At 58.8% G+C, this 23,141-nt stretch carries 14 protein-coding genes and 1 pseudogene; 11 read left to right on the top strand and 4 right to left on the bottom strand.

Annotation, left to right across the window (positions count from 1 at the left end; genetic code table 11):
* The first annotated feature begins 7 nt into the window (after positions 1-7).
* The 3 genes from glyS to THIDRDRAFT_RS10775 are packed head-to-tail and all read left to right on the top strand — an operon-like array spanning position 8 to position 3,416.
* The gene (gene glyS, locus THIDRDRAFT_RS10785; protein ID WP_007040871.1) at positions 8-2,092 is read left to right on the top strand and encodes a glycine--tRNA ligase subunit beta; all 2,085 of its coding nucleotides are present in this window, start codon (positions 8-10) and stop codon (positions 2,090-2,092) included.
* On the top strand, positions 2,092-2,679 hold the full coding sequence (gene gmhB / locus THIDRDRAFT_RS10780) for a D-glycero-beta-D-manno-heptose 1,7-bisphosphate 7-phosphatase (RefSeq protein ID WP_007040870.1): 588 nt from the start codon (positions 2,092-2,094) through the stop codon (positions 2,677-2,679). Before glyS ends, gmhB begins: the two co-directional genes overlap by 1 nt.
* Positions 2,676-3,416, top strand: a complete 741-nt coding sequence (locus tag THIDRDRAFT_RS10775; protein WP_007040869.1) for a lysophospholipid acyltransferase family protein — start codon at positions 2,676-2,678, stop codon at positions 3,414-3,416. The genes gmhB and THIDRDRAFT_RS10775 overlap by 4 nt, the downstream gene beginning before the upstream one ends.
* Before the next feature lie 66 nt (positions 3,417-3,482).
* Here the strand turns inward: THIDRDRAFT_RS10775 and gyrB are convergent, their stop codons facing one another.
* The 4 genes from gyrB to dnaA form a co-directional block, all read right to left on the bottom strand.
* A complete protein-coding gene (gene gyrB / locus THIDRDRAFT_RS10770) occupies positions 3,483-5,888 on the bottom strand; it encodes a DNA topoisomerase (ATP-hydrolyzing) subunit B (RefSeq protein ID WP_007040868.1) in 2,406 nt (801 codons plus the stop codon).
* A gap of 226 nt (positions 5,889-6,114) precedes the next feature.
* The gene (recF, locus tag THIDRDRAFT_RS10765; protein WP_007040867.1) at positions 6,115-7,191 is read right to left on the bottom strand and encodes a DNA replication/repair protein RecF; all 1,077 of its coding nucleotides are present in this window, start codon (positions 7,189-7,191) and stop codon (positions 6,115-6,117) included.
* A gap of 31 nt (positions 7,192-7,222) precedes the next feature.
* Entirely contained in the window at positions 7,223-8,326 is a 1,104-nt protein-coding gene (dnaN, locus tag THIDRDRAFT_RS10760) for a DNA polymerase III subunit beta (RefSeq protein WP_007040866.1), read from the bottom strand.
* Between the two features lie 224 nt (positions 8,327-8,550).
* Entirely contained in the window at positions 8,551-9,888 is a 1,338-nt protein-coding gene (gene dnaA / locus THIDRDRAFT_RS10755; protein WP_007040865.1) for a chromosomal replication initiator protein DnaA, read from the bottom strand.
* 308 nt (positions 9,889-10,196) lie between these two features.
* On the opposite strand from dnaA, the gene rpmH reads away from it, so the two are divergent.
* From rpmH to THIDRDRAFT_RS23765, 8 genes and pseudogenes are all read left to right on the top strand, one after another.
* A complete protein-coding gene (rpmH, locus tag THIDRDRAFT_RS24530; RefSeq protein ID WP_083827468.1) occupies positions 10,197-10,331 on the top strand; it encodes a 50S ribosomal protein L34 in 135 nt (44 codons plus the stop codon).
* Positions 10,328-10,711 carry a ribonuclease P protein component gene (rnpA, locus tag THIDRDRAFT_RS24525; protein WP_083827464.1) on the top strand — a complete coding sequence of 128 codons (384 nt, stop codon included), beginning with the start codon at positions 10,328-10,330 and terminating at the stop codon, positions 10,709-10,711. Before rpmH ends, rnpA begins: the two co-directional genes overlap by 4 nt.
* Positions 10,696-10,932 (top strand): membrane protein insertion efficiency factor YidD, encoded by a 237-nt coding sequence (gene yidD, locus THIDRDRAFT_RS24520; RefSeq protein ID WP_007040864.1) that lies wholly within the window; start codon positions 10,696-10,698, stop codon positions 10,930-10,932. The genes rnpA and yidD overlap by 16 nt, the downstream gene beginning before the upstream one ends.
* Entirely contained in the window at positions 10,925-12,604 is a 1,680-nt protein-coding gene (gene yidC, locus THIDRDRAFT_RS10740; RefSeq protein ID WP_007040863.1) for a membrane protein insertase YidC, read from the top strand. The genes yidD and yidC overlap by 8 nt, the downstream gene beginning before the upstream one ends.
* Before the next feature lie 20 nt (positions 12,605-12,624).
* Complete coding sequence (mnmE, locus tag THIDRDRAFT_RS10735; protein ID WP_007040862.1) at positions 12,625-13,965, top strand: tRNA uridine-5-carboxymethylaminomethyl(34) synthesis GTPase MnmE; 1,341 nt, start codon at positions 12,625-12,627, stop codon at positions 13,963-13,965.
* Between the two features lie 75 nt (positions 13,966-14,040).
* Positions 14,041-14,764, top strand: a pseudogene (locus THIDRDRAFT_RS24515) (IS5 family transposase); the annotation flags it as partial.
* A gap of 893 nt (positions 14,765-15,657) precedes the next feature.
* The gene (locus THIDRDRAFT_RS10725) at positions 15,658-20,211 is read left to right on the top strand and encodes an RHS repeat-associated core domain-containing protein (RefSeq protein ID WP_040844561.1); all 4,554 of its coding nucleotides are present in this window, start codon (positions 15,658-15,660) and stop codon (positions 20,209-20,211) included.
* Between the two features lie 296 nt (positions 20,212-20,507).
* Positions 20,508-23,066, top strand: a complete 2,559-nt coding sequence (locus THIDRDRAFT_RS23765; RefSeq protein ID WP_159105402.1) for a DUF4214 domain-containing protein — start codon at positions 20,508-20,510, stop codon at positions 23,064-23,066.
* Positions 23,067-23,141 lie beyond the last annotated feature (75 nt).

The raw sequence follows: 23,141 nt of genomic DNA, 5'->3' as shown, positions 1-23,141 counted from the left end.
TTGGGAGATGATTTTGGATACATTCGCTGACCTCTTGATCGAGATAGGGACGGAGGAACTCCCGCCGATCGCCCTGCCGAAACTCTCCAAGGCCTTTGCCGATGCCGTGGGATCCCAGTTCCAGGGCTACGGGATTGCGTACCGCGCCATCGAGCGATTCGCGACGCCAAGACGCCTGGCCGTATTGGTGCGCGACCTCCAGACCCGTCAGGCGGATCAGGAGAGCGTGCGCCGAGGTCCCGCCGTGCGCGCGGCGTTCGACGCCTCGGGAAATCCGACACCCGCAGCCCAGGGGTTCGCGCGTTCCTGCGGTGTCGAGGTAACGGATCTGGGTCGGGAGGCGACCGAAAAGGGCGAGTGGCTCATCTACAAGAGCCTGATCCCAGGTCGAGACACGGTGGCCTTGGTGCCAGAGATCGCCGAGAAGGCGCTCGCGGCTCTACCGATTCCGAAACGCATGCGCTGGGGCGCTGGCATCGAGGAATTCGTGCGTCCGGTGCATTGGGTGTGTCTGATCATGGGCGCGACCCCGGTGGAGGGAACCGTGCTCGGTCTGACCTCGGCGCCGGTCACCTACGGGCATCGCTTCCACCACCCCGATTCCATCGCAATCGAAGAGGCGGCGAGCTACGAAGCGCGTCTCCTCGAAGAGGGGTATGTCGTGCCCTCGTTCGAGGCCCGTAAGACGTCGATCGAGGAGAAGATCCAGGCCATGGCCTCCGAGCAGGGGCTGGTTCCACGCATCGATCCGGATCTGTTGGAAGAGGTCGCGGCGCTGGTCGAATGGCCTCAGACCCTGCTGTGTCACTTCGATGAGAAATTTCTGGAGATCCCTCCCGAGGTTCTGATCGAGACGATGCAGACCAACCAGAAATATTTCCCGGTCGAGGATGCCGAGGGACACCTTCAGTCGGCCTTTATCGTGATCACCAACCTGGAAAGCCAGGATCCGGATCGCGTCCGCGAAGGCAACGAGCGTGTCATTCGACCCCGATTCGCCGACGCCGCCTTCTTTTGGTCTCAGGATATCAAGCAGCCGCTTGAGGCCTTCGCTCAGCGACTGGAGACGGTCGTCTTTCAGGAGAAGCTGGGGACCATCGCGGATAAGAGTGCCCGCGTCACCCGTTTGGGACGTCATCTGGCGGCGAGCGTCCAGGCCGATCCCGAACTGGTACAGCGCGCGGCGGAGCTCGCCAAGTGCGATCTGGTGAGCTCGATGGTCTACGAGTTTCCTGGTCTGCAAGGAATCATGGGGCAGTACTACGCCGCGCATTCCAACGAGGATCCCTGTGTCTGCAGCGCCATGCAGGAACAGTATCTGCCGCGATTCGCCGGCGATGTCTTGCCCTCCAGTGCGTGCGGTCTGGCCCTGGCGATCGCGGATAGGATCGATACCCTCGTTGGCATCTTCGGTATCGGCTTGCGACCGACGGGGACGAAGGATCCCTATGCGCTCAGACGGGCCTCGATCGCCGTGCTGCGCATCCTCATCGAGACGCCCGTAGACCTCGATCTCAAGGATCTGCTGCAAACCGCGGCGGAGGGTTTCCCGGCAGGCGTCATCGCGGACGACACCTCAAGCACCGTGCTCGACTACATGCTGGAGCGGTTGCACGGCTATTACGGCGACCGGGATATTTCGGCCGATGTCGTGGACGCGGTGGTCCAGGTCGGGGTGAGCAACGCATTCGACATCGATCGACGGGTTGCCGCCGTGTCCCGTTTCCAAACGCTGCCATCGGCACCAGAACTCGCCGCCGCCAACAAGCGTATTCGCAACATCCTGGCGAAGGCCGACAGCGGGGCGACCGCAGATACTGGACTGGATTCGGATCTGCTTTCGGATCCGGCCGAGATCGCATTGGCCGAAAAGGTCTCTGCCCTGAGGAGCCAGGTCCAGCCCTTGATCGAGGATGGAAACTATGTCGAAACCTTGGAGTGTCTCGCCGACCTGAGGGCGGACATCGACCGCTTCTTCACCGATGTGATGGTGATGGCGGATAACGAGGCGGTCCGCAACAACCGCATCCGACTCCTTGCATCCGTCGCCGAACTCTTTCTTCAGGTGGCCGACATCTCTCGGCTTCAATAATGCGGTGTCCCGACTTGACTGGCCGGGCCGTCATCCTGGATCGCGATGGCGTCATCAACGAGGACTCCGACCGCTATATCCGCTGTCTGTCCGACTGGACGCCGATCGCCGGCAGCATTGAGGCCATCGCGCGATTGTCTCGGGCCGGGTTGCGGATCGCGGTCGCGTCCAATCAGTCGGGGTTGGGCCGGGGCTATTTCTCCTTCGTCGAGCTGAACGCAATGCACCAGCGGATGCGGGATCTGGTGTCGGCGCAAGGAGGGCGAATCGACATGATCGCCTTCTGTCCCCATACGCCGAGCGATGGTTGCCACTGTCGGAAACCGGGAACCGCCTTGCTGGAGGAGATTGCCGAGCGACTGAGCCTGGACCTGGCTGGCGTGCCCTTCATCGGAGACTCGCTCTCGGATCTCAAGGCGGCGCGCTCGGCTGGGGCCTTTCCGATCCTCGTTAGGACCGGAAAGGGCGAAAAGACGCTGGTCTCGCTCGACGATGAAAAGCACATCCAGTGGGGTGCGCAACTGCCGGTCTATCGGGATCTCGCAGCTGCGGCCGATGCCCTTTTGAACAACGAAGGTTGTCTATGATCCTAATTCGCTCGCTGTTATTTCAGATCTTCCTGATCGCTTCCAGTTTCTGTTATTCGAGCGTCATCCTGATCCTGGACCTGATTCTTCGAAATCCCCCGACCGATCGGCTGGGGAACGCCTGGGGATACACCAATCTCTGGGCGCTTCGCACGCTCTGTCGTCTCGACTATCGCGTCCAGGGATTCGAGAACCTGCCAGAGGAACCGGTCGTGGTGCTGGCGAAACATCAGTCCGCCTGGGAAACGATCGCGCTACGGGCGTTTCTGCCGTGCAATCAGACCTGGGTGCTGAAACATGAACTGACGCAAATTCCGCTCTTCGGCTGGACGCTGAAGCGTTTCCAATCTATCGCCATTCGACGCTCCGATGGCCGCAGGGCCATGAGCAAGCTGATTCGCGAAGGACAGATGGCCTCGCAAAAGGGACGTTGGATCATCGTGTTTCCAGAGGGAACGCGCGTTGCTCCCGGCACCCATCAGCGTTATGAAATCGGCGGTGCCTTGCTCGCGGAGCGCTGCGACAAGGCGGTGATTCCCATCGCCCATAATGCCGGCGAGTTCTGGGGACGCAGGAGCATCCTGAAATATCCAGGGACCATCGATGTCGTGATCGGTCCACTCATGCAGACGGACGGCAAGAAGGCGACCGAGATCAATGCCGAGGTGGAACATTGGATCGAGTCCACTGTGGCATTGCTTCCGGATCGGCTCGGTCAGCTGAAGGCAGCTGCCTAAAGAAGGGGGATCCTGCCGGACGATTGAGTCCGGCAGGATCTAGCTTGAGGTCTCGCCAAGCAGAGATCAGACGTCGAGGTTTTCGACGTTCAACGCATTCCGTTCGATGAACAGGCGCCGAGGCTCGACTTGATCGCCCATGAGGGTGGTGAAGATCTGATCCGAGGCCACGGCGTCCTCGATCGTCACCTGAAGCAAACGACGAAGCTCGGGATTCATGGTGGTTTCCCACAGCTGATCCGGGTTCATCTCTCCAAGTCCTTTGTATCGCTGAATGCTGTAGACGCGTTGCGCCTCGGCCAATAGCCAGCGGATACCGCTTCCCAAATCCTCAATGCTACAGCGACGCTCCCCGCGTTTGATGTAGGCCCCCGGATGGATGAGTCCATCCGTCTTTGCGCCGAATTCGACCAATTTGGCGTAATCAGACGTCTGGAAAAACTCGATGGGTACGACGCGACTCTCCGGAATTCCGTGGATCAGTCGAATGATCTCGATTCCAGCGGATGTCTCGTCGGTGGCCTGGGAGTAACGCAGCCGATAGTGAACGGCTGCCTGGCCGTCGGTGTTCAAACCCACTTCAACCGCCTTGCACCATTCATCCAACCGCTGGGCATCCGAGCGTACCGTCTCGTCGAATGGCGCGACTTCGGGAAGGGTTGTCAGGAAATTCGCGTCGTAGCGGTGAGCCAGACGACGCACGATTCCCATGAAGAGCTGGTAGTCCTGGGCCAGCGATTCCAGGGCGGTTCGCGAAAGCGGAGGTGCGTCCTCGGTGACGAAGAGATCCGCGTCCTCGAGCGCCGCCTGAAGCATGGCGCGATTGAGCGCACCCTCGTCTAGCAGATACTCCTCGTGCTTCCCGCGCTTGATCTTGAAGAGCGGCGGCTGTGCGATATAGATGTGTCCGCGTTCGACCAGCTCGGGCATCTGGCGGTAGAAGAACGTCAGCAACAGGGTTCGGATGTGGGCGCCATCGACGTCCGCATCGGTCATGATGATGATGCGGTGATAGCGGAGATTGTCCGGATTGTATTCCTCTCGACCGATGCCGCATCCCAAGGCCGTGATGAGGGTACCGACCTCGACGGACGAGAGCATCTTATCGAAGCGCGCCTTTTCGACATTCAGGATCTTGCCCTTGAGCGGCAGGATGGCCTGAAAGGCTCGATCCCGTCCCTGCTTCGCCGAACCGCCTGCGGAGTCACCCTCGACCAGATAGAGTTCGGATTTTGCGGGGTCCTTCTCCTGACAATCGGCGAGCTTCCCCGGCAATCCCGCAACGTCGAGTACGCCTTTGCGGCGCGTCATCTCGCGAGCCTTGCGCGCCGCCTCGCGCGCACGCGCGGCCTCAAGCATCTTGTTGGCGATCACCTTGGCCTCGGCCGGTTGCTCCTCGAGGAAGGTATCGAGCTTCTCCGAGACCAGCGATTCGACGACACCCTTCACCTCGGACGAGACCAATTTGTCCTTGGTCTGAGAGGAGAATTTGGGGTCGGGAACCTTGACCGAAAGCACTGCGGTCAGTCCTTCCCGCGCGTCGTCGCCGACCGGGCGAACCTTCTGATTGCGCTCGAGCCCTTCACGTTCGATATAGGAATTCAGGGTTCGAGTGAGTGCGGCACGGAGACCGGCAAGGTGGGTGCCTCCATCCTTCTGCGGAATCGTATTCGTGTAGCAGAAGATGGTTTCCTGATAGCTGGAGTTCCACTGGATCGCCAACTCGACACTGATCGACTGGTTCTCCGCCGTGAAATAGAAAACGGTCGGATGGACTGGCTCCTTGTTCTTGTTGAGATGTTCCACGAAGGCGCGAATGCCGCCGTGGTACTCGAAGGTATCCGAGCGACCGCTGTCCTCCTCCGTGAGCGAGATCCGCACCCCCGAATTCAGGAAGGACAGCTCGCGCAAGCGGCGAGCCAGGATGTCGTAATGGAATTCCAGGTTGGTGAAGATCTCGTCAGAGGGGTAGAAGCGGATTTCGGTTCCCGTATCCGACGTGTCACCCGTGATCTCCAGCGGACTCTGGGGCACCCCGAGGTGGTACTCCTGCTGATGGATATGACCACCACGACAGATTCGGAGCAGTAGCCGTTCGGACAAGGCGTTGACGACGGAGACGCCGACACCGTGGAGTCCGCCGGAGACCTTGTAGGAGTTATCGTCGAATTTTCCACCCGCGTGCAGGACGGTCATGATGACCTCTGCGGCGGAGCGGTTTTCCTCGGCATGCAGATCGACCGGAATCCCTCGACCATTGTCCCGAACGGAGACCGAGCCGTCTCGATGCAGGGTGACGCTCACGCTCGAGCAATAACCGGCGAGCGCCTCGTCGATGGAGTTGTCTACGACCTCGAAGACCATGTGATGTAGTCCGGTGCCGTCGTCGGTATCACCGATGTACATCCCTGGGCGTTTGCGGACCGCGTCCAATCCGCGGAGGACCTTGATGTTGTTGGAGTCGTACGTCATTGGACCTACTTGACTGATAGCGGTAGAAGAATGGAAAGCTGCGCTCGCGCTGGCTAACAGGACAGGAAGCGTGAGCGGCTGGAACCTCCCAGCGATTGCGTTCCCCGGTCATTGATTCGGGCCGAGCGAAGGCCAAGATGGATTCGGAGGGAGAAGAAGGGCCTCCTTGATTATAAGTGAACGGGATATGACGATGTGCGATAGGGAAACGGCGTGGCCTGGAGGCTCAATCCTGTCTCGTCAGGGCACCATGTTCCACGTGGAACATCGCAAATTGATGTTGCACATCCAGCGCCTTGGATCTCGGATACACCCCGGACGCGAACAACTGGGATCCGGTTTCGACGAATAAAGACCAGATCGAGCGCGCGTTTTCCTCGTCCAGGTCCGACTCGATATCGTCCAGGAGCCAGATCGCGCGTTCCAAGCCCTGTCTGACATGCAATCCCTCGCATGCCAATTGCAGCAAACAGACGACGACCTTCATCTGGCCTCGCGAGAAGGCCGCCCGACGTCCATCCCTCACGAACAGAAGGTCGGCCCGATGTGGTCCGGCGACCGAGAATCCTCTTGCCGTCTCTTGGGATCTGACCGCGTCCAGCATCTCACCCAAACCCAGATCCTTTCGCCACCCGCGTTCGTAGACCAGTTCCACGTCCTCCAGGAACCGAAAGGTCCCCTTCAAGGCGTCGAACCCCGACCGCAACGGAGATACAAAACCGGATCTGAGTGCGTCGACCGCTTCACCGGTTTCGACGAAGGCTCGGTCCCACTCACCCGAATATTTTCCGCCGCCTTTCAGCGCGGCGTTCCGCTGAGTCAGTACCCGTTGGAATGTTCGTCGAGCCTCACCGAGCCGGTTGTTCCACAGCAGTCCGTTCCAGTCGAGAAACAGGCGTCGAAGTTGAGGATCCCCTTCGATCAGCCCCTGCGGATTGTCGGTCACCAGCTTGAGTGGAAACCACGAGCCCACCCGATCCCTGCCGAATGCATCGGGAGGCATCGTCTCCCTGTCACTGCCCGTTCCGTCCTGACGATATCGAATCTCAACCGAGGTCTCGGCGTCGACCGAGAAGCAACCTCTGATTTGGGTCGCCCTCATGTTTCGGTTCACGACTGGACCGAATTTGGTGCCGCGATAGGTTCTGCCACGTGCGAGTAGATAGATCGCCTCCAGGACCGTCGACTTCCCCGCGCCGTTCTTTCCAGACAGCCAGACCAGCGGGGCATCGCTCTCCAGCCGAGCGCGATGGATGTTTCTCAGTCCCTCGATATCGAGTCCGACGAGCCAATTCGACCCCATGTGTCAGCCGTTACGGTCGTCAACGCCTGCCTCAAAGCCGCATGGGCATGACCACATAGGTCTCGTCTTCCGAGTCCAATCCCCGCCAGATCGAACTGCTGTTCGCGTCCTGGAATTGCACCTGGACCTTCTCCGCGTCGATCGCATTGAGAACATCCATGAGATAGGCGACATTGAAACCAATCGAGATCGACTCTCCCGAATAATCCGACTCGATCTCTTCCTCGGCCTCTTCCTGCTCCGGGTTGTGCGCCAGAAGACGCAAAACACCCTCGTCGAAGGCGAGACGAACGCCGCGATATTTCTCGTTGGAGAGGATTGCCGTTCTCGACAGTGCGCTCTTCAATTCGTCCTTGTTCAGGATCGTGGTTTTATCCAGGCTGTGTGGAATCACCCGCTCGTAGTCGGGATAGCGTCCGTCGACCAGCTTCGAAACCATGGTCGTCTGTCCAACGGAAATTCGAACGCTCTTGGTGCCGACCGAGAAATCCACGACCTCCTCGGTGTTTCCCAGGAGGCGCTTGAGTTCCAGTACCGTCTTGCTCGGCACGATGACCTGCCGCGCCTCGCCCAGATCCGCATCGCTCAATCGAACGCGATAGCGCGCCAGACGATGTCCATCTGTCGCCACCGCCGTCATGCTGGTGCCCTGGAACTCCACGAGCAGACCGTTCAGGTAATAGCGCACATCCTGCTGGGCCATGGCGAACGCCGTCTTCTCCAGCAGCCGTTTCAGCACGCCCTCGGCCAGCGGAATCCCCCGTCCACCCTGCTCCACCTCCATCAGCGGGTAGTCCGTCGCCGACAGCACTCCCAAGGTAAAGCGGCCACGACCAGCCGTCAGGACGCAGCGATCGTTTTTCGTCATGAAGCGGATGTCCGTGCCCTCGTTCAAGCTGCGGCAGATATCCGCAAGCTTTCGACCAGGCACGGTCGTCTCCCCTTCCTCGGACACATCTGCAGCGCACTCGGCGGTGACCTCGACTTCCTGATCCGAGCCTGTGAAACGAACCAGTCCGTCACGAGCCGTCACCATCAGGTTTCCGAGTATCGGTAAGGTTTGCCGTCGCTCGACGACGCCGATCACCCTTCCGACGATTGGCCACAAGGTATCTCGGTTGACCACGAATTCCATTAATATCTCCAAAGGGGAAATATATATATTTAAACGTTAATAGTAATGCCTGTGGATAACCGCCATTTCTCCGAAATCTTTCTTTGAAACAGCATGTTGAGAGATTTTTTACCTCTTGATTATCGGTGACTAAGCTGTGGATAAAATGACCGACTCCGAGTCGGGTTTTTTCATCCAAAACTTATGCACAGGTTCATCACAGGTTTGCCGCGGATTCTCCACAGCTAAGAGGTCAATATTCTCAACAGGTTTTTGTAATCCTCTTCTATTCCGGCATCGCTGTCACGCAAGCTCTTGATCTTTCTGGTGGCATGAAGAACAGTGGTATGGTCTCGACCGCCGAAGGCGTTACCGATTTCGGGCAGACTGTGCTTCGTGAGTTCCTTGGCCAGCGTCATCGCGATCTGTCTCGGTCGGGCCAGCGAGCGACTGCGCTTGGCTGACAATAGATCCGAGGTCCGCAGCTTGAAATACTCGGCGACCGTTTTCTGGATGTTCTCGATGCTGACCTGTTTGTCCTGAGCCGCCAGCACGTCCTTCAAGGCGTGCTTCGCGAACTCCAGCGTGATGGGCTTTCCCGTGAACTGAGAATTTGCCACCAAGCGCCGCAGCGCGCCCTCAAGCTCGCGAATGTTCGATCGGATGCGTCTGCCGACAAAGAAGGCCACGTCCTCCGGAAGCTCGATGCCGATTTGGGTTGCCTTGCAGTGGAGGATTGCGACGCTGGTCTCCAGATCCGGCGGATCGATGGAGACGGTCAGCCCCCAACCGAAACGGGACCTCAGACGTTCCTCAAGACCGACCACCTCCTTCGGGAAGCGGTCGCTGGAGAGCACGATCTGCTGGCGTGATTCGAAGAGCGCGTTGAAGGTGTGGAAAAACTCCTCCTGCGAGCGCTCCTTCCCGGCGAAGAACTGCACGTCGTCGATCAGTAGGGCGTTGACCGAGCGATAGGTCTTCTTGAACTCGTCGATCCGGTTGTGCTGCAGCGCCTTGATCATCTCCGCGACGAAGCGCTCGGAATGCAGATAGACGACGCGCGCCGAGGGATTCGAGGCCAGGATGACGTTGCCGACCGCATGCATCAGATGCGTCTTGCCCAGACCCACGCCGCCATAGATGAATAGCGGGTTGTAGGCTGTTCCGGGGTTCTGCCCGATTTGCATCGAGGCGGCGCGGGCAAGCTGATTCGATTTACCCTCGACGAAGGTATCGAAGGTGAAATCCGCGTTGAGATTGGCGCTGGCGCGTCGCTCGCCCATATCGGGTGCCGGCGCGGGGGGCTCGTAGCGGCTGTGTCCCGCCACTGTGACGCGTTCCCGGTCGAGCCCTCCGACCTCGAAGGCGATGTGACAGACGCTTCCGTCGCTGAACTGCGCGCAGAGTTCGATCAATCTGCGCTCATAATGCTTCTGCGTCCAATCGAGGACGAAGCGGTTGGGTGCAAGCAAGCGGAGCAGGCCGCCGTCCACTCGGGCCTGAAGCGGTAGAATCCAGGTGTTGAATTCGGCCGATGTCAATTCGCCCTTCAGTTGCTTGACACACTGATCCCACAGACCCACGGCGACTCCAGACAACGGTCGATTCCTAGCGTGATTTGCCACGGCATGCGCTGTTCGCGATACCACCTCATGTCAAGCGCCGAAGACCCCTGTGATAGGCCCCCGCTCTCTCCCGCTCGGTGATCGCGCGACGGACATGGACAAGCAGTCTAGCGTTCCGGGCTAGACTTATCCACAACCTTCGTGCCCAAAATCCTATCTAGTTGATTGACGGGCGTTGGAAAATTGCATATATTTCCGCCCCTTTTATGGCGGCCTTTTTGGCCTCCACGTCGGCCCTAAACCAGTTCATCGTCGGAGTACCGTTCATGAAGCGCACTTTTCAACCCAGCCGCCTGAAGCGGGCTCGTACCCATGGCTTCCGCGCGCGTAGCGCGACCCGCAATGGGCGCAAGGTTCTTGCCGCCCGTCGTTCCAAGGGTCGGCTTCGTCTAAACCCCTGAGCGAGTCAACGCCCGGCCGACCTGACCGCAGCCACCCGCGCGGCCGACGATTAACGAACGCGACCCAGTTTCGGCACGTCTTTGCCGATCCTATACGGGCAGGAAGATCCGGTTTCGTGGTGCTCTATCGTCCAAACGGATCCGAAGAGCCCCGTCTCGGTCTTGCCATCGCTAAAAAGCGTGCACGGCGTGCTGTGGATCGGAACCGACTCAAACGGATCGTTCGAGAGAGTTTCCGGCTCCACCACGAACAGCTTCCTGGAGTCGACGTCGTCGTACTCTGCTCGCATGACGCTAAGTCGCTTCCGAATCGACGGCTCTTTCAGGCTTTAGCGCAAGCTTGGGCCAGCATCAGGAATTCAGCATGCGCCCCATCTTGATCGGGTTGATCAGGGTCTATCAGTACCTGATCAGCCCGTTGCTCGGCCCCCATTGCCGCTTCTATCCTTCGTGCTCTCATTACGCTGTCGAGGCCATCGAGCGTCACGGCGTAGTCTATGGCACCTACTTGGCTCTTCGTCGCCTGTCCCGATGCCATCCCTGGCACCCGGGCGGCATCGACCCAGTTCCCCTCGAAAGGCAGACCAAGCTTCATGGATAACCAGCGCCTGATCCTTTTCCTTGCACTCGCCGCAGTGCTTTTCTTGATTTTCGAATCCTGGCAGCAGGATTACGGGCAGGTCGGCCAGCCGCCGGTCGCACAGACCGAGCAGAGCCAGCCGTCAACTGAACCCAATGCGCCCTCGGCCCTGACGCCAGCGGACCTGCCCGAGGTCGGTCCGCTCGCGGATACCTCGGTTCCCGGAGCCGACTCCGGCCCGATCCCGGCCTCGGAACGCCCGATTCTGGTCGAGACCGACCTGCTCAAGGTCGAGATCTCTCCGCGTGGCGGCACCATTGCCAGCGTCTGGCTGCTCGATTATCCGGTGGTCCCGGAGAAGCCCGAGGACAAATACCGTTTGTTCAAGCCTGTTCCGCCGAACATGCTGATCAGCCAGTCGGGTCTGATCGGCGACAAGGCGGCTGGACTGCCGACCCACAAGGGTCTGTTCCAGAGCGCCAAGCCCAGCTATCGACTGGAGTCGAACGACCGCCAGCTCGACGTCGTTCTGACCTGGAAGAACGCGGCGGGTCTGGAGGTGACCAAGACCTACCGCTTCACGCGCGGTAGCTACCTCATCCATGCCTCGCAAACGCTGACCAACGGTTCCGATAAGCCGATCGTCACGCGCGAATACACGCAGCTCCAGCGTACGCCCCTAAACGACCCCAATGAGGCGCGCTTCATCCACACCTATACCGGCGGCGTCTATTACAGCCCCGAGGACAAATACAAAAAGGTCTCGTTCGATGACATGACCAAGGGTCCTCTGGACAAGACGGTCTCCGACGGCTGGGTCGCCATGATCCAGCACTACTTCATGGCGGCCTGGATTCCGCCCCAGGGTGCCCAGCAGACCTTCTATACCAAGGCCCTCGACAACTCGCGCTACATCATCGGCCAGTTCTCGCCTGCGGTGAGCATTGCGCCCGGTGCCAGCCATACCTTCAAGGATCGTCTCTTCATCGGACCCAAGCTCCAGAACCAGCTGGCGGCCATCGCCCCCGGACTGGATCTGGCCGTCGACTACGGCTGGCTGACCGTCATCGCTCAGCCGATCTTCTGGGTCATGACCCATATCCACGCGTTGATCGGCAATTGGGGCTGGACCATCATCTTCCTCACCCTGCTCATCAAGCTGGCCTTCTACAAGCTGTCCGAGACCAGCTATCGCTCGATGGCCAACATGCGTCAGCTCGCGCCGCGCATGCAGGCGCTGAAGGACCGCTACGGGGACGACAAGCAGCGCCTGAATCAGGCGATGATGGAGATGTACAAGACCGAGAAGATCAATCCGCTGGGCGGCTGTTTGCCGATTCTGGTCCAGATTCCGGTCTTCATCTCGCTCTACTGGGTACTGCTCGACAGCGTCGAGATGCGTCAGGCGCCCTTCATGCTCTGGCTCAACAACCTGTCCGCGCCGGATCCCTACTATGTGCTGCCGCTGATCATGGGCGTCTCCATGTTCGTTCAGCAGAAGCTCAATCCCGCTCCGCCGGATCCGATGCAGGCCAAGATCATGATGAGCCTGCCGTTCGTCTTCACGGTCTTCTTCGCCTTCTTCCCGTCGGGCCTGGTGCTCTACTGGACGGTCAACAACCTGCTGTCGATCGCCCAGCAATGGCACATCACCCGCTCCATCGAGAAGGAAGCCGCCAAGAAGCGTCGCTGAACGCGCCGCTTCACTAGAGCGTGGCGAATCTAGACACCATCGCGGCCGTTGCCACACCCCCGGGACTCGGGGGTGTCGGCATCGTCCGAGTCAGCGGACCGCGTGTTTCGGCCATCGCCCAGGCCATTACGGGCGCCCTCCCCTCCCCTCGCACCGCTACCTACCGCGTCTTTCGCGATGCCGAAAACGGCTTCATCGACGAAGGAATCGCGCTCTATTTCCCCGGTCCTCGCTCCTTTACAGGCGAGGATGTCCTCGAACTTCAGGGACATGGCGGCCCGGTCGTCATGGATCTGCTGCTCGAACGCTGTCTCGGTTTGGGCGCGCGTCTGGCCCATCCAGGCGAATTCACCGAACGGGCCTTTCTCAACGGCAAACTCGACCTGGTTCAGGCCGAGGCCGTCGCCGACCTGATCGAAAGCTCGACCGCGCTCGGCGTGCGACTCGCCGGACGGACCTTGCAAGGCGAGTTCTCGCGGCGCATCCAGGCACTGGTCGAATCGCTCATCCAGCTGCGGATCTTCATCGAGTCCGCGCTCGACTTCCCCGAGGAAGAGATCGACTTTCTAGCCGACTCCAGCGTCGCCGAAGATCTGGATCGGGCCATCGCCATGACCCGCCGGGTCCTGGAAGAGGCGCACCGTGGTCAGGTGCTGCGCGAAGGGCTGGTGGTGGTCATCGCCGGCGCGCCGAACGTCGGCAAGTCGAGTCTCCTGAACGCACTGTCCGACACGGATGCCGCGATCGTCACCCCGATCCCCGGCACGACCCGCGACCTGTTGCGCCAGGACATCCAGATCGATGGGCTGCCGATCCGCGTCGTGGATACGGCCGGACTGCGCGCGACCGAGGACCCCGTCGAGCGCGAAGGGGTGCGTCGCGCCCGCAAACAGCTCGACGACGCAGACCTCGTACTCCTGGTCTATGACGCCCAAAGCGGACCGGATCCGAGCATCGCGGAAACCTTGCCGTCGGGGATTCCAGTCGTGCGTATCCGCAACAAGATCGACCTGCTCGACGAGTCACCAGGGATCCTGCAGAACGACTCGGAGGTCGAAATCTCGCTCTCAGTGGCCACGGCACAGGGGCTTGATCTGCTGCACGCCCACCTCAAACATCACGCCGGACTGGACGCCGGTCACGAAGGCATCTTCATCGCCAGACGTCGCCACCTCGACGCACTGAATCGCGGCCTGCAGCATCTTCTGGAGGCCCAACACAACCTCGAAGGACAGCTCGGCCCCGAACTGGTCGCCGAGGAGCTCCTACTTGCCCAGAAGATGCTCGGCGAGATCACCGGCGAGGTGACCTCCGAGGATCTGCTAGGCCGGATCTTTTCCAGTTTCTGTATTGGAAAATAGAGGTATTCGCGAATCTTCCGTAGAGATCTAGGGCGTGTCATCAATTCCTCGATCGTGCCATGATTCTCGTCCATCATGATCGAAACATTGAGGAGAGCCGAGATCGCACAACGCCGCCATGCCCTGCGCGATGACCAATGGGAGCGCATCAAAGACCTGTTGCCAGGGCGCCCTGGCCACGTTGGTGTCACCGCCCGCGATAATCGCTTGTTTGTCGAGGCGGTTATTTACCGCTATCGCACGGGCATTCCGTGGCGCGATCTGCCGGCACGGTTTGGTGATTTTCGCGTCGTGCACACCCGTTTCTCGCGCTGGGCACGGCGTGGTGTCTGGCAGCACGTGTTCGAGATTCTGGGCGCAGATGCAGACAACGAATACGCCATGCTCGACAGCACCATCGTGCGCGCTCATCAACACAGTGCAGGAGCTCCCAAAAAAAGGAGAACAAGCCATCGGGCGCAGCAAAGGCGGATTGAGCACGAAGATTCATGCTCGAACCGATGCCTTGGGCAACCCGACGGGCTTTTATCTGACGGGAGGACAGGCCTCGGATTTGGTCGGTGCCGATCACTTGCTGGTCGATCTGGAGGTCGAAGCACTGCTCGCGGACAAGGCCTATGATGCGGATGAGCGGGTGCTTGATGTGTTGGAAGCGTGCGGGGCGATAGCGGTGATTCCACCGAAGCGCAACCGCCTGGTCCAACGCGCTTACGACAAGGAATTGTATAAAGCGCGCCATCTGATTGAAAACTTTTTCTCGAAGATCAAGCAGTTCAGAGCGATTGCCACCCGATATGACAAGTTGTCTCGCAACTTTCTCGCCGGTGTGCACTTAGCCTCAGCATGCGTCCTGCTTAATTGATGACAGGCCCTAGCGATCGCTGGTTCGAGAAGCGCGCCGAGGCTCTTACAGGATGACGCCTTGCAAATGTTGCTCTGAGCGTCGACCATCGATGCCGCCCCTGCGCTACCCAACCAGTCAGCTGGCGTGGTGGCCTATATCGATTGGATCAGCTATTCGAGTGCTCTCTCGGCCACATGAAGGATCCCGTGGGTCAGCTTTGCTCGCTTAGTAAGCGTCCATCAACTGTTTCCCGATTTGCAGGCACCCGGTAGGTGAGAGTCGGGAACTTGTTGGTGGACACCTCCTTAATGGCGAGGTCCTAGTCAAGAAGGGGGCGCGATCAAAGTAGGATGAAACATCCCGCCTTCGTCACTTTAAGGATTCGCGCGAGTGCGCAAGCTCAACGACGCCCGTAGCACCTGCTGCAATCAGTATCCCTGGCAGGCCGGCAACATCATGCTCGTGGACCCAGGCTACAATGCTAGGGTCGAATCACCCCGCGCGAGGCTACCCTGTTTCTGGCCGGTTGGGTCATGGTGTTCACCGGAAATCGGGACAGTGCAGATGTCTCTTCTCTAATTCTGTTTGACTTCAACCCGAGGAGTCGAGCATCATTTTGTGGACGAAATTTGAAAGGAAGCTCCCGTCTCATGGTGCTTGTGCGACCGCTTTCATGTCTTGTTGCCGTGGCCGCTTTGTGGCTGCTCGCCGTTAGGGGGCCTGCGACGGCAGATGCCCGAGTTTCGGTTCTTCCGCTCGATCTCTCTCAGCCACCATCCTCAGAGGCTCTGAGTGCGGCCGGTCAACTCGGTGGCCCACTCTATGCCACCCCCGTCCAAGTACCGCTCGTGGAATCCACGTCCACTCCCGATACGACCAACTCCGCTCGTGCCAATCTGTCCTTTGGGCAGGCGATTGCGGCCTGGAACGCGCACGACTACCAAACTGCCTACGGTTTGTTTCGTTCTCATGTCGAGGACTATCCGTACTCTCCCTGGTCGGTGGAGGCGAATCTGCACATGGGTTGCGAGTCCCGCTACCTGGGGCGCTATAGCGAGGCCGAGCAGCACTATCAGGGCATTCTTGACACCCTGAAGGGGATGGCCGATCCGGCGGGGCGTAAACTTCTCAGTAAGGCGACACTGCGTTTAGGCGTGCTGAAGACCCTGCAGAACAACTTCGAGGCTGCGGGCGAGCAGTTCCATAAACTCTACGCAGAGGGTGTCGACTGGCGCGACAGGACCTATGCCTCTCACTGGATGCAGCGCCTGTCGCGCTACAAGGCCGATGAGATGGCGCTGCTCGATTGCGGTACCCGGGCACTTGCCTACATGCTGCGTCGCTCGGGTAAGGGGGAGGCTGCGGAACAGGTCCTAAAGCAGCGGCCAACGAGCAGGCAGGGGCACAGCATGGAGGAGTTGCGGGTGCTCGCCGGGCGTCACGGATATACCCTGGAGGGTTTCGAACTATCCGGGGCCAATCTCGCCCAGGCCCCACTCCCGCTGATCGCCCAGATCCAGGGGCGTGAGCAGGGCGATCGTGGTCACTACTGGATCGTCGAGGGATTTGATGAAGGGCGTCTCGCGCTGCACGATCCCCAGAGCCGTCGTCGTTTCACGCAGACCTTGGAGCAGTTCACCCGCGAATGGCGGGGGGCTGTTCTGATGTTTGTTCCGGATGAATCGGATCTTCGAACGCTACCCGGTCGCCGTTTGGCTCAGACTGAGCTTGAGGGGCTGACCGGTGGATGCTGCGGTGTTCCGCGCCCCGAGGCCGGTTTGGGTCATGATGAAAACGCCATCGATACCGACCTCAAGGAGACATCCGGAAGTCCAAACGTTTGTGCGGTAGGAGAGCCATCCTGGCTGGTCAATCTCGTCAATCTCAACCTCTTCGTCCACGATACCCCTTTATGGTATCGCCCGGCGATCGGTCCTGAAGTCTCCATCGGTCTGAGCTACAACTCGCAGTCCGCCAACAATTACCTGGAGCCTTTCGGCAACAAGTGGCAGTTCAATTATGCCTCTTTCCTCGTCTTGGACCCAGGGAATACAGTCACGGTTCGCATGCCCGATGGCAGCGTGGAGGAGTATTCCCAAGACGCCGAGGGTAATTTCCAGGCGCCCCCCGGGGTCTATGCCCAGTTGTCGCATGTGCTGGCGCACCGCTATCAGTTGCGCTTTCCCGACGGAACCGTCTATTTCTACAACATTCCCGCTGGTACCAATTCAGAGCAGCCCTTTCTGATCTCGATCACCGACCGGCAAGGACACGCGATCGAATTCGGGTATGACGCCACACCGCGCCTGACCACCATCACGGATGCTGATGGCCAGGTCACCAGACTTGTTTATGGCGCGGACGGTCGGGTCGCGACCGTTACCGATCCCTTTGGGCGCAGCGCCAACTTTTCCTATGACGCCGAGGGCAATCTCGTTCGCATCGTCGATATGGGTGGTATCGCCACGGAGATGGCCTACGATCCCGACAGCTATATCAGCGGTATCGATTACGGTGAAGGCTGGTGGGACATCGCGATCGAGCCTGCTGACGACGTTTCGACCGACAACCCGTATCCGGCTCCAGGCGCCGACATGGACGAGGACTACCGAATCACCATTACCGGGCCCGATGGTGGCAAGGAAGAGTACTACTACAACGGCTACAGCAAATACAGTTGGTATGTGGCGCCGGAGGATTATGTCGAATACGAGAACAGCTCGATCAACAATTTTCGAACCGCGAAGAAGACGCGATATGACTTCACTGAAGTCAATGGCGTTGGTGTGCTGCGTCAAAAGACCTCTCCCGAAGGAAGGGTCGAGTACTATTACTACGACAGCGACGGAAATCGTACTGGGATCCGCGACGCCAACGGTAATCAGTATTCCTTCGAATATAACGCCAACGGCTATCTGACCCTGCTGGGGCTGCCGAACGGTCAGACCATCGACCTCACCTATGATCCCAGCGGTGAAGATCTGGTGTCCATACTGAGTGGACTCGGGCCGGTAACCCTCGAATACGACGCCAATGGCAATGTCACGGCTATCCTGGACCGCAAGGGCAATCGCACGGACATCACCTACAACGCTGACGGACAAGTCACAGCGGTCACGGACCCGACTGGCGTAGCGACCACCTATCTTTACGATGCGGGAAGACGCTTGGAATCTGTATTACGGTCAGACGACGTCGTTGCCCAGTTCAGTTACGATGCGAAGGGGCGCGTTCGTACAGCGCGGGATGCCGATGGACTCACTCTGACCTATGACTACGATGACCTCGACCGGATCACCCGCATCCAGTATCCAGACGGTCGGGATATCGCCCTTTCCTGGTCGTCGGTGCGTCCGACTCAGCTCGATGCCCAGAGCGGGCGAGGTGGGCAGACCCAAGGTTTTGACTACGATCTACGCCAGAATCTCACTCTCGAGGTCAATGCCGAAGGCGGGCGTTATCGCTATCAATACGATGGCAACAACAATCTGCGCTTTTTTACCGATGCCAATGGCAACACCACGAGTTTCGACTACGACGACGACAATCGTCTGACTGCCAGGCAGTATGCCGACGGCTCGGCCGAGACCTACGTCTACGACAATGGCGGGCGCCTGCGCTACCGCACCAATGCTCGAGGGATCCGTACCTCATACAGCTACGATGCAAACGGTAACCTGCTCCGTATCAACTATGGCGACAGCACGCCTGACGTGCGTCTCGCCTACGACGAGCAAGATCGCCTGGTGTCGCGTATCGATGCGCTGGGAACCTTCGGCTACACCTATGACGCCAATTCGAACCTAACCAGCGTGGACGGTCCCTGGGACGGGGACACCATCATCTATCGGTACGATTCGCTGGATCGTCGCACCCAGATGGTGCCCGAGGGTGGCAGCAGCCTTGGCTATTTATACGATTCACTGAAGCATTTGACCGGCATATCGGTCGGAGGACGTGTCTATCGTCTCGGCTACAGCGCTGCAGGTAACGCCTTGCTCAGTCTGACCCGTCCAAGCGGGGTGGTAACGCGCTATCTCAACGATGCTCTAGGACGTCTGCTTGAGGTCTCCAACGAGACGGCTGGTGGTGATCCGATCGATCGTTTCGAATATACCTATAACGGCCAGGACATGCGTGACAGCGAGATCGTCACCAATATCCCGGCCTTACCGGCCGTTGATTCGCAGGTGACCGTCTACGATTACAACGCACTCAATCAATTGCTGGCGACATCCAGTCCGGATCGTGTCTTTCAATACGACGCGGATGGCAACATGGTCGGCGGCTACACCCGCGAGGGGCTTCCCTTCGTTGCGACCTACGATGCGGAAAATCGGCTGACTACGCTCGAATACACCGATGCCGCAGGCGTGCTGCGTGAGACCCGTTATGTCTATGGGGCCGATAGCCTGGTTGGCATCGTCCAGAAGTATCGGGATGGTCGTCTGGAGGAGGAGAAACGGTTCGTCCGTGATGGCTTCCTGGTCATCCAAGAGCGCGACGCGACCAATCAGTTGGAGCGCCAGTATGCCTGGCGAGATCACGGCATGGGGGGGATAGGACGTCTGCTGAGCCTCGACCAGAACGGCCAGACCTATGACTATTTGTTTGACGGCAAGGGCAACGTCAGCGCCTTGGTCGACCAGTCTGGTCGCGTGTCGGGTGCCTATCGGTATGACACTTTCGGGTCGCTGATCTCGGTGACGGGAGGTCTCGATCAGCCGATGCGGTTTTCAACTAAGTATTATGACGAAGAGACGGGGTTGAGTGATTTTGGGTTTAGGTTTTATTCGGCGGTTTTTGGGAGGTGGGTCAATCGCGATCCAATTGGTATTGCTGGGGGATCAAATTTATACGAATTCGTGGCGGATAATCCAGTTAACTATTTTGACCCGAGAGGTTTAATGAACCCTTTTAAATGGTTTGGGAGTTTTACTGTCTCTGTTTTAGATCATTATTCAAGAAATACAAAAATGGAGCCCGGGCCGAGCAATCTCAAAGATTTCTTATGCAATAAGGAATTGGCAAGCAGGTTTGATTTTTATGGATCTACTCCAACACACAATCTAAAAAATAATTTTAATTTGGATTTTCGAGGTAGGCCGGGGAGTCTTTTTGAAGGTTATCAATGGATTTACAATGTTAACGGATCTTATGTGAGTAATGTAAGGGATGGCGGTTCTTTTGATTTTGTTAGTCCTAGTCGATCGAAGTCGGGGCACGCTATTTCGGATGCAATGCCTTGGGTTATAATGGGAAATTCGCCTTCAGACATGCCGGTTTTTGGTTTTGGGGATAGGTTTGGTGCTCTATTGGATACTGCGGTTGAAGGCCACTATTTCGGAAAATACCATCCGGTTCCGATAAATGTTCATCCGTCTTTTTGTGGGTGCGAGTAAACTCAAAAACTGGAATCCTTGTAGGTATGCCTATGAATGTTCTGCGGATTCTGTGTGTTTATCTGCTCATAATTTATTCTTCAAGCCTGTTGCCAGAGGTTTTTTATTATGAATACGACAGTAATAACCGCCTCATAGGCGTCGAACACCAAGACGGCACCTACGAGGACTACGTATACGACAATATGGGAAACCGTCTGCACAAGGCGGTTACTGCACCCGGCGCGTTCATCAACAGGCCTCCCAGCACTGTCAGCTCACCCTCTCCAGCCTCTGGTACTGCGGGTGTCGATCTCTTGCCTCTGCTCTCCTGGTCGGCTGCGATGGATCCCGACCCCGAGGATGCGGTCGCCTATTACATTCATCTCGGTACCAGTTCCAACCCGCCACTCCTGAGCAGTGGCAATGCGACCGCGTTCGGTATCCCCTCGGCCCTCTGTCTGGATCCTGGAACCACCTATTTCTGGCAGGTCAGTGCGCGAGACAGCCACAATACCGAGACACAGGGTCCAGTGTGGCAGTTCACCACGACATCGACGTTCGAACAGACCAATACCGACGGGGATTCCTTCGTCGATGCCTGCGACGAGGACGACGACAACGATGGAGTATCGGATGTGCTCGATCCCTTTCCCAGGGACCCGAGCGAATCGGCGGACACCGATGGGGACGGGGTTGGCGACAACACCGATGCGGATCTCGATGGCGATGGGATCCCCAATCGGGTCGAGGTCGGGCTCGAGCTCGATCCCGAAGATCCCTCGGACGCAGCAGACGATCTTGATGGTGACGGATACTCGAATCTAGCTGAGTATCGCAATGGATCGGATATCGATGGCGCGGCAAGCCATCCTGGCAACCTGGCCATCTCCCATATCAAGCTTTTTGCTCAAGATGGCGCTGCTAACGATGCGTTCGGGATCGCTGCCGCTCTCGATGGTGATGTCCTGGTGGTTGGTGCGGACGAGGACGACGGTGGCGAACGCGATGTCGGTGCCGCCTTCGTCTTCGCGCGTCAAGGAGATGTCTGGATCCAACAGGCCAAGCTGACACCTACCGGCGGTGCTTCCGGCGATCGCTTCGGTGCCAGCATCGGGCTCTCTGGAACCGCGCTCGTTGTTGGTGTCCGTTATGACGATGAGCAGGGCTCGAACGCGGGCGCCGCCTATGTCTACGAATACGATGATGACAGTCGCCGGTGGCGGCAGACCGCCAAGTTGCTGGCTCCTGACGGAAACTCGGGCGATCTGTTCGGATCGAGCGTGGCGATCCATGGTGATTTGGCCGTAGTCGGTGCGCCCGAGAATAACGCCAAGGGGTCGGACTCAGGTGCTGCCTATGTCTTTTCGCGCAATGGCGCCGGCCTCTGGGGCTATCAGGACAAGCTGACCGCTTCGGACGGCTCTTCCTATGACGGCTTTGGACAGGCCGTCTCCATTTACGCGGAGACGATCGCGGTCGGTGCGCCGGGGCAAGAGGCGAATGGCGACGATGCTGGTGCAGTGTACGTCTTCGGTACCGGGGCGAATGGGGCCTGGACTCAGCGGGCGAAGCTACTGGCTTTGGAGGGCGCGGAAGACGATCAATTCGGTTTTGCCGTCGCGCTCTTCGGGGATCGACTGTTGGTTGGCTCGCCCGGAAACGATTTCGGTGGGAGCAATGCCGGTAGCGCCGATCTGTTCACTCGCAGCAGCTCGGGTCTATGGACACAGACCACGAGATTGTTAGCGGTCGACTCGTCCGCAAGCGATCAGTTCGGCTCGGATGTCGCCCTGGCAGGTGATATTGCGGTCATCGGTACGCGATACGATGACGATAATGGAAGCAATTCTGGATCGGCATACGTCTTTCAGCCGAACGGGTCGGGAGTCTGGTCGCAGGAGAAGAAGCTGCGGGCCAACGACGCAGGTTCTGGCGATGAACTAGGGGGGGCGGTCGCCGTGTCCGGTAGTCGGGTGCTGGTCGGTGCGCTAGGAGATGACGATCTAGGGTCGAATGCGGGTGCTGCCTATGTGTTCGAGCTCGATACGACTGTGCGCCCGAGCCAGGTGCTGACCGTCACCAAATCTGGAACGGGGAATGTTACCAGCAGCCCGAGCGGGATCTCCTGTGGGAGTGTTTGCACCGCCAGCTTCGATACCAACACTCAGGTCACCCTAACCGCTGAACCCAGCGGTGAGTATCGTTTCGGTGGTTGGAGCGGTGACTGTGGCGGGACCTCGAAAACCTGTCAGGTCGGCATGGATGGCGCGAAAAGCGTCTTTGCTCAATTCACTTTGCTGATTCGGCCGACCGAGGTCGATTGGCAGGTGACCGAGATCTATATCGCCACCATGGGTTACGCTGCGGATAACGAGGGTTTGCAATATTGGGTCGAGCAGATCCAGAACCATCTCGAATGGACGCCGACCACAGTGGCGCAAAGTTTTTTCGATCAACCGCTGGTTCAGGCGCAGTATCCGGCTGAGCAAGGATACGGTGCGCTGGTCGACGCGCTCTATCAGAACATCTTCGGGCGTGCGGCGGATAGCGATGGTTATGCGTATTGGCTGAGCGAACTCGAATCCGGGCATATCCAGCGCAATCAGATGATTATTGCTCTGATTGAGGGCGGTTGGGCCAACCCCGAGGCCGCTAATGACATGGCAAGATTCGCCAATCGCGTCCACGTGAGTCTGGCCTTTACGGAAGAGCAATCCGCGCGGGGGCTCGTCTACAGTGCGCTGAGTGAGGCAGATCGCGTCACTCTACGCGAGATCGGACGGGATCTGCTCGCCGACGTGACTGCGGAGGTCGCCACCCGCGAAAATGCCATTGCCCGTGTTCCGGGGTTGCTCGCGCCACTTTCCCCTTAGTCGCCTGTCCACCTAGCCCGCATGCTGCGCTGGGTGGACATTGCGACCTGTCGAGCTGGTGCTTATCAAAAGGTT

Source organism: Thiorhodococcus drewsii AZ1 (assembly GCF_000224065.1).
Lineage (GTDB): Bacteria > Pseudomonadota > Gammaproteobacteria > Chromatiales > Chromatiaceae > Imhoffiella > Imhoffiella drewsii.
The sequence above is the reverse complement of the archived record's forward strand: the minus strand, read 5'-3'. Positions and strand labels throughout refer to the sequence as shown.